The 15,420-nt window shown below is 71.7% G+C and carries 12 protein-coding genes; 7 read left to right on the top strand and 5 right to left on the bottom strand.

Annotated elements, in window-relative coordinates:
- Window positions 1-65 precede the first annotated feature (65 nt).
- Complete coding sequence (locus QC180_RS26800) at window positions 66-1,316, top strand: serine hydrolase domain-containing protein (protein ID WP_278265596.1); 1,251 nt, start codon at window positions 66-68, stop codon at window positions 1,314-1,316.
- 3 nt (window positions 1,317-1,319) lie between these two features.
- On the opposite strand, the gene ilvA is transcribed toward QC180_RS26800, so the two are convergent.
- Both ilvA and QC180_RS26810 read right to left on the bottom strand, forming a co-directional pair.
- On the bottom strand, window positions 1,320-2,672 hold the full coding sequence (gene ilvA, locus QC180_RS26805; RefSeq protein WP_278265597.1) for a threonine ammonia-lyase IlvA: 1,353 nt from the start codon (window positions 2,670-2,672) through the stop codon (window positions 1,320-1,322).
- 74 nt (window positions 2,673-2,746) lie between these two features.
- Window positions 2,747-3,181, bottom strand: a complete 435-nt coding sequence (locus QC180_RS26810) for a nitroreductase family deazaflavin-dependent oxidoreductase (protein WP_278265598.1) — start codon at window positions 3,179-3,181, stop codon at window positions 2,747-2,749.
- A 97-nt stretch (window positions 3,182-3,278) separates the two neighbouring features.
- Here QC180_RS26810 and QC180_RS26815 point away from each other — a divergent pair, with 97 nt between their 5' ends.
- Window positions 3,279-3,482, top strand: coding sequence for a hypothetical protein (locus QC180_RS26815; protein WP_278265599.1), 204 nt, complete (start codon window positions 3,279-3,281; stop codon window positions 3,480-3,482).
- Between the two features lies 1 nt (window position 3,483).
- Here QC180_RS26815 and QC180_RS26820 read toward each other — a convergent pair whose 3' ends face one another.
- Complete coding sequence (locus QC180_RS26820) at window positions 3,484-6,330, bottom strand: helix-turn-helix transcriptional regulator (RefSeq protein ID WP_278265600.1); 2,847 nt, start codon at window positions 6,328-6,330, stop codon at window positions 3,484-3,486.
- A gap of 160 nt (window positions 6,331-6,490) precedes the next feature.
- Between QC180_RS26820 and QC180_RS26825 the strand changes: the two genes are divergently transcribed.
- Entirely contained in the window at window positions 6,491-6,847 is a 357-nt protein-coding gene (locus QC180_RS26825; protein ID WP_278265601.1) for a nuclear transport factor 2 family protein, read from the top strand.
- 28 nt (window positions 6,848-6,875) lie between these two features.
- A complete protein-coding gene (locus QC180_RS26830) occupies window positions 6,876-7,292 on the top strand; it encodes a hypothetical protein (RefSeq protein WP_278265602.1) in 417 nt (138 codons plus the stop codon).
- A gap of 47 nt (window positions 7,293-7,339) precedes the next feature.
- Here QC180_RS26830 and treY read toward each other — a convergent pair whose 3' ends face one another.
- Together treY and glgX are read right to left on the bottom strand one after the other, a co-directional pair.
- On the bottom strand, window positions 7,340-9,760 hold the full coding sequence (gene treY / locus QC180_RS26835) for a malto-oligosyltrehalose synthase (RefSeq protein ID WP_278265603.1): 2,421 nt from the start codon (window positions 9,758-9,760) through the stop codon (window positions 7,340-7,342).
- Window positions 9,761-9,768: 8 nt separating this feature from the next.
- Complete coding sequence (gene glgX / locus QC180_RS26840; protein WP_278265604.1) at window positions 9,769-11,880, bottom strand: glycogen debranching protein GlgX; 2,112 nt, start codon at window positions 11,878-11,880, stop codon at window positions 9,769-9,771.
- A 141-nt stretch (window positions 11,881-12,021) separates the two neighbouring features.
- On the opposite strand from glgX, the gene QC180_RS26845 reads away from it, so the two are divergent.
- From QC180_RS26845 to bioD, 3 genes are read left to right on the top strand one after another with little or no spacing between them, the layout of a single operon-like run.
- The gene (locus QC180_RS26845; RefSeq protein WP_278265605.1) at window positions 12,022-13,299 is read left to right on the top strand and encodes an adenosylmethionine--8-amino-7-oxononanoate transaminase; all 1,278 of its coding nucleotides are present in this window, start codon (window positions 12,022-12,024) and stop codon (window positions 13,297-13,299) included.
- A 44-nt stretch (window positions 13,300-13,343) separates the two neighbouring features.
- Window positions 13,344-14,498 (top strand): 8-amino-7-oxononanoate synthase, encoded by a 1,155-nt coding sequence (locus QC180_RS26850; RefSeq protein WP_278265606.1) that lies wholly within the window; start codon window positions 13,344-13,346, stop codon window positions 14,496-14,498.
- Window positions 14,495-15,163, top strand: coding sequence for a dethiobiotin synthase (bioD, locus tag QC180_RS26855; protein WP_278265607.1), 669 nt, complete (start codon window positions 14,495-14,497; stop codon window positions 15,161-15,163). The genes QC180_RS26850 and bioD overlap by 4 nt, the downstream gene beginning before the upstream one ends.
- Window positions 15,164-15,420: the final 257 nt, after the last annotated feature.

Genomic DNA, 15,420 nt, shown 5'->3' on the forward strand with positions numbered 1-15,420 from the left:
CACGGCTCGGCCACGGTCGGTCTCCGACCATTGCCCAGTCGAGAGTCCGACCGTACGGTTGAGCGATGAGCAACGACGCTTACGGGCAGGACAGTGCTGCCCTCCCGGCCGGTGTGGGCGGCTACGCCCCGGCCGGATTCGCCCCGCTGGTGCGCGCCTTCGCCACCCTGGTCGGCCGCCGCCGCGGCGCGGGCGGTTCCCTCGCGATCCACCGACACGGACAACCCCTGGCCCACCTGTGGGCGGGCAGCGCGGGGGACCGACCCTGGACCGCCGAGACCGGCGCCATCGTCTTCTCCGCGACCAAGGGCGTCACCGCCACCGTCATCCACCGGCTCGCCGACCGCGGCCTGATCGACTACCGCGCCCCGATCGCCGAGTACTGGCCACGCTTCGCCGCCAACGGCAAGGGCGCCATCACCGTCGCCGACGTGCTCACCCATCGGGCCGGACTGTCCTCGCTGCCCGCCGTCGCCGACACCGCGTTCGAATCGCTCGATCACGAGCTGATGGAGGACCGCCTGGCCTTGGCCGCGCCCGACCGGCTGCGCGGCGTCCCCGCCTACCACGCGCTCACCTACGGCTGGCTGCTCGCTGGCCTGGCCAGGGCCGTCACCGGCCGCGCGATGGGCGAACTCATCCGCACCGAGGTCACCGAACCGCTCGGCATCGACGGCATCCATCTGGGCCGCCCGGTGGCGGGCTCGTCGACCGACTACGCCCCGCTCGCGGGCGCGCACCTGAGCGCGGTCGGACATCCGGTGGCGGCCGAAGTCCTCGGCCGGGTGGGCAGACACGTCCCCGGCGCGCTGGGCGCGGCCGCCCGCTGCCTGTTCGTGCCCGGCCTGCACGGCATCCTCGACGGTGACGACCCGCCGATCCTGGACACCGAGATGCCCGCGGGCAACGGGGTGTGCACGGCGACCGGTCTCGCGCGCATGTACGCGGCACTGGCCGACGGCGTCACCGTCGACGGCAGGCCCTACCTGAGCGCGCACACCCACCGCGCGATCCGCCGCGTGCAGACCTACCGGCTCGATCACGCGCTGTTCTACCTGCCGATGATGTGGCACCTGGGCTACCACTCGTTCCCGCTGGTCGGCGCGCGCCACGGCTTCGGGCACATCGGACTCGGCGGGTCCTTCGGCTGGGTCGACCCGGCCTCGGGCCTGTCGGTGGCCTACGTGCACAACCGTCTCGACCAGACCACGCTGGCCTACGACCAGCCCGCCATGGCCTGGGTGCTGCCCCTGGTCCTGTCGGGGGTGCGCGCCACCCGCGACCGCGCGGCCGGAATCGACCGCGTGGCCGCGTAACCGTCAGGTCAGGTAGCGGTAGGCCGGGGAGCCCGGTTCCAGGCGCTCGGCCTGGATCGGGGAATCCTCGATGCGGTGCAGCAGCGAGGCCAGGTCGTCGGTGGCGCCCAGTTCGATGCCGACCAGCGCCGCCCCGGTCTCCCGGTTGTTGCGCTTGACGTACTCGAACATGGTGATGTCGTCGTCGGGCCCGAGGACGTCGTCGAGGAAGCGGCGCAGCGCCCCCGGCTCCTGCGGGAAGTCCACCAGGAAATAGTGCTTGAGCCCGCGATGCACCAGCGAACGCTCGATGATCTCGCCGTAACGCGACACATCGTTGTTGCCGCCCGAGACCAGCACCACCACGGTCGACCCCGGATCGATCGCGACCTCGGCCAGCGCCGCGGTGGCCAGCGCGCCCGCGGGCTCGGCGATGATGCCCTCGTTCTGGTACAGATCGAGCATCGCGGTGCAGATCGCGCCCTCGTCGACCTGCATCATCCGGAACGAGGCGGTGCCGGTGGGCGTGGCGGTGGTGGTGAGCAGCGGCAGCGAGGCGTGCGAGACCACGGCCCCGCCGAAGGAGGCGGCGGCGCGGTAGGGCAGGTCGCCGATGCGGCGCACGGCGGCACCGTCGACGAACGGGTCGATCTCGGGCAACGTCACCGGCGCACCGGCCACCAGCGCGGCGGTCATCGAGGCCGCGCCTGCGGGCTCCACCCCGAGCAGACCGGCCTGGGGCGCGCGTTCACGCAGGTAGGTGCCGATCCCGGCCAGACAGCCACCCCCGCCGACCGGCACGATCACCAGGTCCGGCGCGGTGCCGAGCTGCTCGAGGAACTCGGCGGCGATGGTGCCCTGTCCGGCCGCGGTGCGCGGGTCGTCGAACGGGGGCACTCTGGTCGCGCCGGTACGGGCGACGTCGTCGGCGGCGGCCGCGGCGGCCGCGTCGTAGGTCTCGCCGACGGCGATGAGCTCGACGAACTCGCCGCCGTGCACGCGGATGCGGTCGCGCTTCTGCTTGGGAGTCGTGGTCGGCACGTAGATGCGCCCGCGCACACCCATGGCCTTGCATGCGAACGCCACGCCCTGCGCGTGATTGCCCGCGCTGGCCGCGACCACCCCGGCCGCGCGTTCGGCCGCGGTGAGCTGGACCATCAGGTTGTAGGCGCCGCGCAGCTTGTAGGAGCGCACGGCGGTGAGATCTTCGCGCTTGAGGTAGACCTGGGCGCCGGTCTGGGCCGACAACCGCGGGCTGTACTGCAGCGGTGTCGGCTCGATGATGTCGGAAATTCGCTTCGCGGCGGCGTCGATCTCGTCCGCGGTCAGCGGCGGACGGGATACGGATACTTCGGCGACGTCAGCGATGGAGGACACCCGGCAATGTTACCGATCCCCGCGCGGCGCCCGACCACCCGCCGCCGGGGACGGGTGGCCGCGCGCGAGGGCCCCTAGCTGGGGGTGAGCACGAAGACCGGGATCTCGCGGTCGGTCTTCTTCTGGTACTCGGCGTAGTCGGGCCAGACCGCGACGGCGCGCTCCCACCACTTCGCCTTCTCCGCGCCGGTGACCTCGCGGGCGGTGTAGTCCTTGTTGACCGTGCCATCGCGCAGCTCCACCTGCGGATGGGCCTTGATGTTGTAGTACCAGACGGGGTTCTTGGGCGCGCCGCCCAGTGAGGCCACCACGGCGTATTCGCCGTCGTGCTCGACCCGCATGAGCGGCGTCTTGCGCAGCTTGCCGGTCTTGGCGCCCTTGGTGGTGAGCAGGATGACGGGCTTGCCCTGCATCGAGGTGCCGTCGGTTCCGCCGGAGTTCTCGTAGGTCTCGGCCTGTTCGCGGGCCCAATCCGAAGTGCTCGGTGCGTACTCTCCTGTCAGTGGCATGACCTGCACAACGATCGGGCGCGGTGTGATGTTCCCGACACCGCCCGCTCGATAAAGTTTGGTGGACCGAAATCTTCTGTGCGTCTATCCTGTGTGCATGGCAGTGGTCACCCCTTCGGCAGCACGCGCGACGGTCGACATCGCGGGCAGCGCGTGGCCGATCTACAAACTCGAAGCGCTGGTCGCCGGGTTCGTCGTGGGCGCCGTGCTGCTGCTGGTCCTGGGCTCGCCGCAGGCCGCCGTGCTGGTCGCGGCCGCCGTCGCCGCGCTGCGCTGGACCGTCGGCGCCGTGCGCGCCTGACTCACTCGCCGAGCTCGAGTTCCTTCAGCTCGCCCCGCGAGAGCACTCCCAGTTTCGGATACGCCTTGTACAGGTGATGTCCGACCGTGCGGTGACTCAGGAACAATCTCGCCGCGATCTCCCGATTCGACAATCCCCGCGCCGCCAGCCGCACGATCTGTGACTCCTGCGGCGTGAGCAGGCTCAGCGGTCCCGCGCTCGCCGCCGCCACCGTCCCGACCCCCAGCGCGCTCAGTTCGGTGCGGGCACGCTCACGCCACGGCCCCGCCTCGAGCCGGTCGAACACTGCCAGGGCCTGTTCCAGCTGGGTGCGGGCGTCGACTTTGCGCTTCTCGCGGCGCAGCCATTCGCCGTAGAGCAGCCGGGTGCGGGCCTCGTCGAACGGGCGATTCGCGGCGAGCGCGGCCACGAAGTGCGTTTCGGCCTCGGGTCCGTCGGCCAGCAGTGCCCGCCCGCACGCCACCAGCGCGGTGATCCACTCCTGATCGGCTCGCTCGGCCCAGGCGGTGAGGTCGTCCAGGGCGGCGGTCGCGTCCTCGGTCGCGCCGAGCCGCACGGCCACCTCGATCCGGTCGGGGAGCGCGCGCAACCCGCTGACATGGTGACGGGCCGGTTCGACCGACATGTGCGCCAGCTCCGCGCGCGCCGCCTCGAGCCTGCCCTGCCCGAGCGCGAGCAGTCCCAGCGCCGCGTGCGCCCAGGACGCGCCGACCGCGCGCGCCCCGCCGAACTCCTCGGCCGTCGCCCGCTCGGCCCGCGCGCGCGTCGCGTCCTCGTCGCCGCGCTGGGCCGCCAGATACGCCAGGAACGCGCTGAGCTGCCCCACCCAGTGCGCCTGCCCGAGATCCTCGGCGATGCGCAGCCCTTCCTCGGCACCGACCCGAGCAGCCCCCGGCCTGCCCGCGAACAGTTGCGCCTCCGACCGGAAGAACAGCAGCGGCGCCAGCACCCCGATCCGGCCCTGCTCGCGGCATTCGCCGATCAGCTCCTCGGCCAGCTCACCCACCTGCTCGTCCTGCCCGACGACCAGTCCGCTGCCGCACAGCTGCACCAGATCGGCCGGACTGTCCGCGCCGTTGGCCCTGGCCAGCGCGGCGGCCGTGCGCAGGTCGACCGTGCGATGCCCGGCGACCGCCGTGATCAGATACCGCGCGATCGGCGTCACCGGATCGCTCTCGGTCAGCGGCAACGTCGCCAGCACCTCAGCCACCTCAGCGATCTCCGCGGGCCCCAGATACCACGCGGCATGCACCGCCCGGGTGAGAATCCGCGCCGCCATCCCCGGATCACCCATCCGCGTCGCCCCGCCCGGATCGCCAGCGCACGCCGCCTCGTCCGGATCGCCGGTGGGCGTCGCCCTGTTCGGATCGCCAGTGCGCGTCGCCCCGGCCGGATCGCCGGTGGGCGGCGCCTCCCCGCCCGGATCACCCGTCCGCGTCGCCCCGCCCGGATCACCTGTTCGCGCCGCTATCGCGGCCGCCAGCAAGCGCCGATGCGCCGAGGCCGGAACCCCCGCGGCGAAATCGGCCTGCGCGCGGACCAGGGCCAGGCGCAGCTCGACCGCGCTGTCGGTACCCGGGGCCGCGGCCCGTTCGGCCAGCGCCACCGCCTGGTCGGTGAGTCCCGCCTCGGTCGCCATCTCGGCGGCCAGGGCCAGCCTGCGTGACCGGCCGCGCGCGGTGACGCCGAGCGCGGCGGCGCGCTCGTAGGCGGCGACCGCGCCGTGGAAACCGTGGCGGCGCCGGGCCCGCTCGGCGGTGCGCTCGAGCAGGGTCGCGGTCGTCTCGTCCGGGCCGGTGGCGGCGCAGGCCCGATGCCAGGCGTGCAGGTCGGCGGTGTCCTCGGTGTCGAACGCGGCAGCCAGGGCGCGGTGCGCGGCCAGGCGCTGGGTCAGCGCCGAACCCTGGTAGACCGCCGCGCGCAGCAGCGGATGCCGCCAGGTGAGCACCGCGCCGTCGGTACGCACCAGCTCCGCGTCCTGGGCGGGCTGTAGATCGTCGAGAACGACGCCGAGGGTGTCCGCGGCGCGCAGCACCGGCGCCAGCTCCGGCGACCCGGCCGTCGCGGCCACCAGCAGCACCGTGCGGGTGGCGGCGGGCAACCGGGTGACCCGCCCGTGGAAGGCCAGCTGCAGCCGCTGGGTGAGCGCCAGCGGATGCGCCCGGGTCGGCGTCGTGGCGCCGAGGGTCGACGGAAGTTCCAGCAGCGCGAGCGGATTGCCGCCCGACTCGCTGAGCAGCCGATACCGGTCGGTGGGGGAGAGCCGGACCGGGCCCGCGTCCAGCAGCGCGGCCGCCGCCTCCGGTCGCAGCCCCGGCACCACGAGTTCCGGCAGACCGGGCGCGGGGAAATCCTCGGGGCCGGACCGGGTGGCGAACACCATGACCACCCCCTCGGCGTCGAGCCTGCGCGCCGCGAACAACAGTGCCTCGGCACTGGCCCGGTCCAGCCAGTGCGCGTCGTCGATCAGGCACAGGAGTGGACCGTCGGCGGCTTCCTCGGCCAGCAGTGTCAGTACCGCGAGCCCGATCAGCATCCGGTCCGCCGGGGTCCCGTCCCCGAGCCCGAAGGCGGCCTCGAGCGCCTCGCGCTGCCGGGGCGGCAAGCCCGGCACCAGCGCCATTCCCGGCCGGATCAGCAGATGCAGGGCCGCGAACGGCAATTCGGCCTCGGACTCGATCCCCGCGCTGCGCGCCGTCGGAAGCCCTTGGGCCGCCGCGTAATCCAGCAGCGCGGATTTGCCGATCCCCGCCTCACCGCGCAACACCAGTGCCCCACTGCGCCCCGCCCGCGCCGCGGTGAGCAGGTCGTCGATCCTGGCCTGTTCGGCGTCGCGCCCGTGCAACATACGCACCACGCTAACGCCGCGACCGGCACCCGACAGTAGCCCGGTCGGGAAAGTACCTATAGGCGACTGATTCGACGACCCCCACCGGCGCCATAACGTAGGTGTCATCACGGGAAACAACCCGAGAAACACGAGCTCAAAGCCTATTTCGGAGGTAGAGATGAACACCGTCGTCGCGCAGTACCTGGAGGCATGGAACACCCGCGAGCCCGGCGCCCGCCGCGCCGCGGTCACCCGCCTGTTCACCGACGGCGCCCGCTACGTCGACCCGCTGGTGGCCGTCACCGGCCACGCCGAACTCGAAGCCGCCATCGCCGGTGTGCAGACCCAGTTCCCCGACTGGACCTTCCGGCTGGCCGGTCCGGTCGACGCCCACCACGACCAGGTGCGCTTCACCTGGGGCCTCGGCCCCGCCGACGGCGAGCCCGTGGTGATCGGCTTCGACGTCGCCGTCCTCGCCGACGGACGCATCGACAGCGTCTACGGCTTCCTCGACCAGGTTCCCGCCACCGCCTGACCTTCCCTCTCAGCCAAGGAGTTCCGCCATGACCACCGCCGCCTCGTCCCGCCTGTCCGCCCTCACCGCCGGGCCCGCCCTGCTGCCGTTCTCGCTGCGCCTGGACGCCGTCGTCACCACCGCCAACGGCCTGGCCTACCTCGCGCTGGCCGGACCGCTGGAAAACCTGCTCGGCCTGGACGCCGGTCTCGGCCGCGCGATCGGGGTGTTCCTCACGGTGTACGGCCTCGCGGTCGCCGTGATCGGCACCCGTGACCCGATCAACCGGACCGCGACGGCCGCGGTGGCCATCGGAAACTCGGGCTGGGTCGTGGCGAGCCTGGCGGCCTTGATCAGCGGCGCGCTGAGCCTGACCACGGTCGGCGCGGTGTGGGCGGTACTCCAGTCCATCACCGTCGGCGCCTTCGCGGCCCTGCAGTACCTCGCTCTGCGCCGCACCCGCTGACGCCCGACGACGCGGGGTCACCCTCCGGTGGCCCCGCGTCGTCGTGTTCAGCGCACCAGCAGCGCGACCGGCAACCGGGCGAACAGCGCGTCGGCCCTGGCGATTCCGGCGTAGGTGTTGCCGGTCAGCCGATCGGTCCAATTGCCTTCCGGCAGCGGCAGGGTGGTGTCCAGCCAGCCGGTCGGCGCCAGCCCCACCGAGTGCCGCGCCGCCGCCACGATCACCTCGGGTTCCTCCCCGGCGGGCCCGCGCCCGTAGGCGACGAACCGGTGCGCGTGCTCACCCACGGCGTACAGCGGCCGGTACATCCCGCCGACGAAGCACTCCGGCCGCTCCCGCCGCAACCACAGCGCGTAGGCCACCACCCACATCTTCGCCGCCCCCGTGGTGTCCAGCGTCGGTGTGTCGGTGAGGGATTGGAGCATGCCCGCGCGCACCGCGAAGTTCACCGGCCGCCGGTTGTCCGGGTCGACCAGCGAGTCCTCCCACAGCTCGGTGCCCTGATAGATGTCCGGAATCCCGGGCCCGCACAGCTGCAACAGCTTCTGCGCCACCGCGTCCGACCACGCGTGCGGCGCGAGCTCGTGCGCCAGATCGCCGATTCCCGTCCCCACCGGCCCGTCGATCACCGCGTCCAGCCAGCCGTGCACCCGCGACTCGAACGCCGCGTCCGGCTCCTCCCACGAGGTCTTGACCCCCGCCTCGCGCATCGACTTCTCCGCGAACTGGTGCAGCCGGTCACGCAGTCCCGGCACCGACGACGCGGGCCGCCCGTCGGCGGGCCACACCCCGAACATGTTCTGCAACAGGAACAGTGCCGTCGCCCCGTCCGGCGCTGGCGTGGTCTCCAGCCAGCCGCGCACCCGCAGCGCCCACACATCGGCCACCTGCGAGAGCACCCCGATCCGGGCGCGCACGTCCTCGCCGCGCTTGGTGTCGTGGGTCGACAGCGTCGTCATGGTGGCGGGCCAGCGCTGCGCGCGCTCGCTGTTGGACAGGTGGAAGTCGTTGATCGAATGCCCGAACCGCGCCGGATTCCCGCCGACCTCCTGCAGCGACACCAGCCGCGCGCCCTGATAGAACATGGTGTCCTCGACCGATTTCGCCGTGATCGCCCCGCACACCTGGGAGAACCGCGTCGCCGCCTCCCCACCCACCGCCAGCGCGGTGACCAGCACCGACAGCGGCGCGGTGAGCTCGGCATTGCGCTTCTCCACCTCCGCCACCACCGCGGCGGTGATCCCGGCCAGCGGCGCGTAGTCCACCCGGTAGACCGGCATGAACGCCAACACCTCGATGGTCGCGTTGCTCACCGACAGCGTGTCGAAACTGCCCGCGTTGCCGTCGCGTTTGATCGCCGCGACCAGCCGCCGGATCTCCGGCGCCAGAATCGTCTCGGCCACCGCGCGCTTGATCCGATGCTCGGTCTCGCCGAACCAGGCCCGATCACTGCCGTGCCCGGCCACCTGCTGCGACAACTCGGTCAGCGGCGCCTCCCCGGCCGGATCGAGCAGCACCCCGCCGACATCGGCGAGCGCGTCGTAGCCGGTGGTCCCGTCGACCGGCAGCGTCGCGTCGAGCGGCTCCCGATTGGCCAGGATCTTCTCCACCAGCAGCAGCCGCTGCGGCCCGATCAGCCTGCGTAGTCGGGTGAGATAGGCGCTCGGATGCGCCAGCCCGTCGGGATGGTCCACCCGCACCCCGTCGATCAGATCGTGCTCGCACCAGGCCGCCAGCTCCCGATGCGTGGCCTCGAAGACCTCCGGGTCCTCCTGCCGGATGGCGGCCAGACTGCTCACCGCGAAGAACCGCCGATAGGTGCACACGCCCGCCTTCCAGCTCACCAGCCGGTAGTGCTGGCGGTCGTGGATGCGCAGCGCGTTGTCGCCGTCGGTGCCCGGCGCGATCGGGAAACGCAGATCGTGCAGCGCGAGCATCGGTTCCGGGCCGGACCGGTCGACGGTCAGCGCGGCCGGATCGTTCTCGCTCTGCAGCACCGGCAGCGCCAGCCGCCCACCCGCTCCGTTGCCCTGACTCCAGTCGATGTCGAAGAACCGCGCGTACTTGGAGTTCTGGCCGGTCCGCAGCACATCCCACCACCACGGGTTCTGTCGCGGATCGCCGACGCCCACATGATTGGGCACCAGATCCACGATCAACCCCATGCCGCGACTGCGCACCTCGTCCGAGAGCGCCTTGAGCCCGGTCGGTCCGCCCAGCGCCGCCGAGACCGTGGTCGGATCGGTGACGTCGTAGCCGTGCGTCGACCCGTGCGTCGCGGTGAGGATCGGCGACAGGTACAGGTGCGAGATACCCAGCTGCTGCAGGTATTCGGCGATGGCCCGCGCGTCGGCGAAGGTCAGCGCGTCCGGCCGCAGTTGCAGCCGGTAGGTGCTGCGGACCGTGCTCGGCCGGATGGGCGCGCGGTGCAGCAGGGTGAGCGGGTCGGTCACGTAGGTCTCGGTCATCGTCTCGGCTAGGCGGTTCGGCGCAGTACCAGCAGGCAGCGGCTGGGGACAGGGAGTATCGCCGACGCGGCGAAGACGGCGTCGGCGGCACCGGTGGGGGTCGAACAATCCAGGGCGAGAGTCCATTCGACACCGAACTCGGGCCCCGGCACTACGAAATCGATCGCTTCGTCGTGCGCATTGAAGCACAGCAGGAACGAGTCGTCGGTGATGCGTTCCCCGCGCGGACCCGGCTCGGGAATCCCGTCCCCGTCGAGCAGCATGGCCAGCGACTTGGCGAACCCGCTGTCCCAGTCCGCGGTGGTCATCTCGGTGCCCGCCGGGGTGAACCAGCCGATCTCGCGTCCCCGCGCGCCGTCACCCGGCCCGGCCGCCAGGAACCGGCGCCGCCGGAAGATCGGATGCGCGGTCCGCAGCGCGATCACCGACCGGGTGAAGGCCAGCAGCTCGGCGTCGGCGCTGGCCCAGTCCATCCACGACAGCGCCGAATCCTGGCAGTACACATTGTTGTTGCCCGATTGCGTGCGGCCGATCTCGTCGCCGTGCGAGAGCATCGGCGTGCCCTGACTCAGGATCAGCGTGGCCAGCAGATTCCGCTGCTGACGCCCCCGCAGCGCCAGGACCGCCGCGTCGTCGGTCGGTCCCTCCACCCCGCAGTTCCAGGACCGGTTGTAACTCTCCCCGTCACGATTGCCCTCCCCGTTGGCGTCGTTGTGTTTCTCGTTGTAGGACACCAGATCCCGCAGCGTGAAGCCATCGTGCGCGGTGACGAAGTTGATGCTCGCGCCCGGCCGCCGTCCGGTCGACTCGTACAGATCCGAGGACCCGGTGAGCCGATAGGCGAATTCGCCCAAGGTCGCTGGCTCCCCCCGCCAGTAATCGCGCACAGTGTCGCGGTACTTGCCGTTCCACTCGGTCCACAGGGTGGGGAAGTTACCGACCTGATAGCCGCCCTCGCCCACGTCCCACGGCTCGGCGATGAGCTTCACCTGGCTCACCACCGGGTCCTGGTGCACCAGATCGAAGAACGCGGAAAGCCGGTCCACATCGTGCAATTCGCGCGCCAATGTAGCGGCGAGGTCGAAGCGGAAGCCGTCGACGTGCATGTCCAGGATCCAGTAGCGCAGCGAGTCCATGATCAGCTGCAAGGTGTGCGGATGCCGCACATTGAGACTGTTGCCGGTGCCGGTGTAGTCGCGGTAGTGCTCGGGATTCGCTTCGTCGAGCCGGTAGTAGGCGGCATTGTCGATCCCGCGCAGACTCAGCGTCGGCCCGAAGTGATTGCCCTCGCCGGTGTGGTTGTAGACCACGTCGAGGATCACCTCGATGCCCTCGGCGTGCATGGCCCGCACCATCGCCTTGAACTCGGTCACCGCCGCGTCCCCGCGCGGCCGCGCCGAATACTGGTTGTGCGGGGCGAGATACCCGATGCTGTTGTAGCCCCAGTAATTACGCAGACCCTGGTCGGTCAGCACGTGATCGTGGAAGAACTGGTGCACCGGCATCAGCTCGATCGCGGTGACGCCCAGGCTCTTCAGATGCTCGATGATCGCCGGATGCGCCAGCCCGGCGTAGGTGCCGCGCAGCTCCGGTGGCACGTCCGGATGCGTCATCGTCATGCCCTTGACGTGCGCCTCGTAGATCACCGTCTCGTGGTAGGGCCGGTTCGGCGGCCGATCGGCACCCCAGTCGAAGAACGGGTTGATCACCACCCCGGTCATCGTCTTGCCGAGCGAGTCCAGGCCGTGGGTGTAGAGCGAGGGATCGTTGACGAACTCGCCGTCGAACGCCTTCCCGTACGGGTCGAGCAGCAGCTTGCTCGGATCGCAGCGCAAGCCGAGTTCCGGCTCGAAGGGCCCGTGGATCCGGAAGCCGTAGCGCTGCCCCGGTGTGACCGTGGGCAGATAGGCGTGCCAGACGTGCCCGTCGACCTCGTCCAGGCCGATCCGCGTCTCGCCACCGTCCTTGCCGATCAGACACAGGTCCACCCCGGTGGCCACCTCGGAGAACACCGAGAAGTTGGTGCCCGCCCCGTCGTAGGTCGCGCCCAGCGGATACGCCGTCCCCGGCCACACCCCCAGTGCGGTCAGCTCACCGGATCGGTCGTGCGGGCTCGACATGCCACGACAGTAGAGGAATCCATGACCGGCCCGCGCGCGGATGTGGCGGCCGACTCTCCGTCCGCGCGATCCGCCGGGTGCTAACTTGAACGGTGTTCAAGGCCGTCGCTGCGGCGGCACCGGACGACGACGAGGAAACCTGTGGACCTGACTCCCGAGCAGATCAGCGCCCTCGATGCCGAGCACGTCTGGCATCCCTACGGCGGCTTCCCCGCGACCACCGAGCCCCTGGTGGTCGCGAGCGCGGCGGGCACCCGGCTCACCCTGGCCGACGGGCGCGAACTGGTCGACGGCATGAGCTCGTGGTGGGCCGCGGTCCACGGCTACCAGCACCCGGTACTCGACGCGGCCCTGCTGGCCCAGTCGCGACGGATGAGTCACGTGATGTTCGGCGGTCTCACCCACGAACCCGCGACCCGGCTCGCCCAACTACTCGTCGAACTCACTCCCGAGGGCCTGGACAAAGTCTTCCTCTGCGACTCCGGCTCGGTCTCGGTCGAGGTCGCCACCAAGATGTGCCTGCAGTACTGGCGCGGCGTCGGCCGCCCCGGCAAACACCGCCTGCTCACCTGGCGCGGCGGCTACCACGGCGACACCTTCACCCCGATGAGCGTCTGCGATCCCGAGGGCGGCATGCACGCGCTGTGGACCGACGTCCTCACCGAGCAGGTCTTCGTCCCCGCCCCGCCGCGCGAGTTCGACCCCGCCTACGCCGCCGAACTCGCCCGCGCCGTGCGCGCACACCGCGACGAGCTGGCCGCGGTCATCGTGGAACCCGTCGTCCAGGGCGCGGGCGGCATGCGCTGGCACGACCCGCGCTACCTCACCGAACTGCGCCGGATCTGCGACGAGAACGAGGTCCTGCTGGTCTTCGACGAGATCGCCACCGGCTTCGGCCGCACCGGCGAACTGTTCGCCGCCGACCACGCGGGCGTCGCCCCCGACGTGATGTGCGTCGGCAAGGCCCTGACCGGCGGCTATCTCACCCTCGCCGCCGCGCTGTGCACCACGCGCATCGCCGAGACCCTCAGCGCCGCCCACGGCGGCCTCATGCACGGACCCACCTTCATGGGCAATCCGCTGGCCTGCGCGGTCGCCGTCGCCTCGCTGGAACTGTTGCGCTCGCGGGACTGGCGCGGCGAGGTCGCCCGGATCGAAGCCGAACTGACCGAGGGGCTTGCCCCCCTCGTCGGCCGCGACGGTGTCACCGACGTCCGGGTCCTCGGGGCGATCGGCGTGGTCGAACTGGCCGCCCCGGTCGACATGCGCGCCGCCACCGACGCCGCCGTCGGCGCGGGCGCCTGGCTGCGCCCCTTCCGCGATCTCGTCTACACGATGCCCCCGTTCATCAGCACGACCGAGGACATCGCCATCATCACCGGCGCGGTCCGCGCCGCGGTCGAGGCGTCGTCGCGATGAGCGCCCCGACGGCCCTGAACAGCGTTCAAGTAAGCTGCTCAGCTGTGACTACGGATCCGTTGAGCTGGTTGGACGAGCGCGCGGCCGAGCGGGTCGACGCCGGGCTGCGCAGGCAGTTGCGCGTGCGCGCCGCCGAGTCGCCCGCCATCGACCTGGCCTCCAACGACTACCTCGGCCTGGTGCGCCACCCCGAGGTCGTCGAGGGCGCCATCGCCGCCGTGCGCCGCTGGGGCGCCGGATCCACCGGCTCCCGACTGGTCACCGGCACCACCGCCGCCCACGAGCGGCTCGAGGCCGAGCTGGCCGAATTCGTCGGCGCCGACACCGGTTTGGTGTTCGCCTCCGGCTACGCCGCCAACCTCGGCGCGGTCACCGCTCTCGCCGGTCGCGGCACCCTGATCGTCTCCGACGCGGGCAGCCACGCCTCCCTCGTCGACGCCTGCCGCCTCTCGCGCGCCCGCGTCGAGATCGCCCCGCATCGCGATGTCGACACGGTCGAGCGCCTGCTCGGCGAGCGCACGGAGGAGCGCGCCCTGGTCCTCACCGACTCGGTGTTCAGCGCCGACGGCGACCTGGCCCCGCTGGCCGACCTGCACCGGGTCACCCGCGCCGCGGGCGCGATCCTGCTCGTCGACGAGGCGCACGGTCTCGGCGTGCGCGGTCGCGGCGGCCGCGGCCTCGTCCACGAACTCGGCCTGGCGGGCGAACCCGACCTCGTCATCACCGCGACTCTGTCCAAGGCCTTCGCCGCCCAGGGCGGTGTCGTCCTGGCCGACGCCCGCATCCGCGCCCACCTCATCGACGCCGCCCGCACCTTCATCTTCGACACGGGCCTGGCCCCGGCCGCCGTCGGTGCCGCCAGCGCCGCCCTGGCCCTGCTGCGCCGCGACCCCACCATGGCCACCCGCGTCCTGGACCGCGCCGCCGACATCGCCCGGATCGCCGGGGTCCCCGACCCCGACTCGGCCGTCGTCTCGGTGGTCCTCGGCGATGCCCAACTCGCCTTCGACGCTGCCCAGGCCTGCCGTGCCCGCGGCCTCGACGTCGGTTGCTTCCGCCCCCCGTCGGTCCCCGAGGGCACCTCCCGCCTGCGCCTGACCGCCCGCGCCAACCTCACCGACGCCGAACTCGACACCATCGCCGAGGTCCTCGGCGAGGTCCTCGCCGACGCGCGCGGCAGGGAAGCGGTCCCGGCATGAGCATCCTGCTGATCAGCGGCACCTCGACCGATGTCGGCAAGACCGTCGTCACCGCCGCGCTCGCCGCCGCCGCGACGGCCGCGGGCCGCACCGTCGCGGTGTGCAAGCCCGCCCAGACCGGCATCGCCCCCGGCGAACCCGGCGACCTCGCCGAGGTCACCCGCCTGTCCGGCGTGACCCGCACCGTCGAACTCGCCCGCTACCCGGAACCACTGGCCCCCGACACCGCGGCCCGCCGCGCGAACCAGCCGCTGCTGACGCTGGACGAGACCGTCGCCGCCGTCGACGCGCTCACCGACGCCGACCTGGTCCTGGTCGAAGGCGCGGGCGGCCTGCTCGTCCGCATGGGGGAGTTCACCCTCCTGGACCTGGCCCAGAAGCTCGGTGCCCCCGTCCTCGTCGTCGCCGCCGCGGGCCTGGGCACCCTCAACCACAGCGAACTGACCACCCGCACCCTGGCCGCCGCCGGAGTGCCGTGCGCCGGACTCGTCATCGGCTCCTGGCCCACCAACCCCGACCTCGCCTCGCGATGCAATCGCGACGACCTCCCCCGGATCACCGAGACGCCGCTGCTCGGCGCTATCCCCGAGGGCGCGGGCCGCTGGGACCGCGCCCGCTTCACCACGGCCGCCCCCGGCTGGTTCCCCGCCGACTGGCGACCATGATGATCATGGACGGCGTACGAAATAGCCGCTGACCAGGCGATTTGACTTCGTGTTCGGCGGTGCGTAACTTAATTCGAGTCAGAGCGACACGGACACCGACCCGGCCACCACGTGGTAGGGAAACGAGGTAGGACGATGAGCGCCTGACTGATCATGTGTTCGGGGTCATCGTGCTGGGAGCTTGCTTCCGGGGGTGGGTCTGAGCTAAAGTATGAACCCTTGCCCTGCTGAAACCCCCGCTAGATCGGGTTGTTGAG

It is taken from the genome of Nocardia anocheti (genome assembly GCF_029675105.1).
Taxonomy (GTDB): Bacteria; Actinomycetota; Actinomycetes; order Mycobacteriales; family Mycobacteriaceae; genus Nocardia.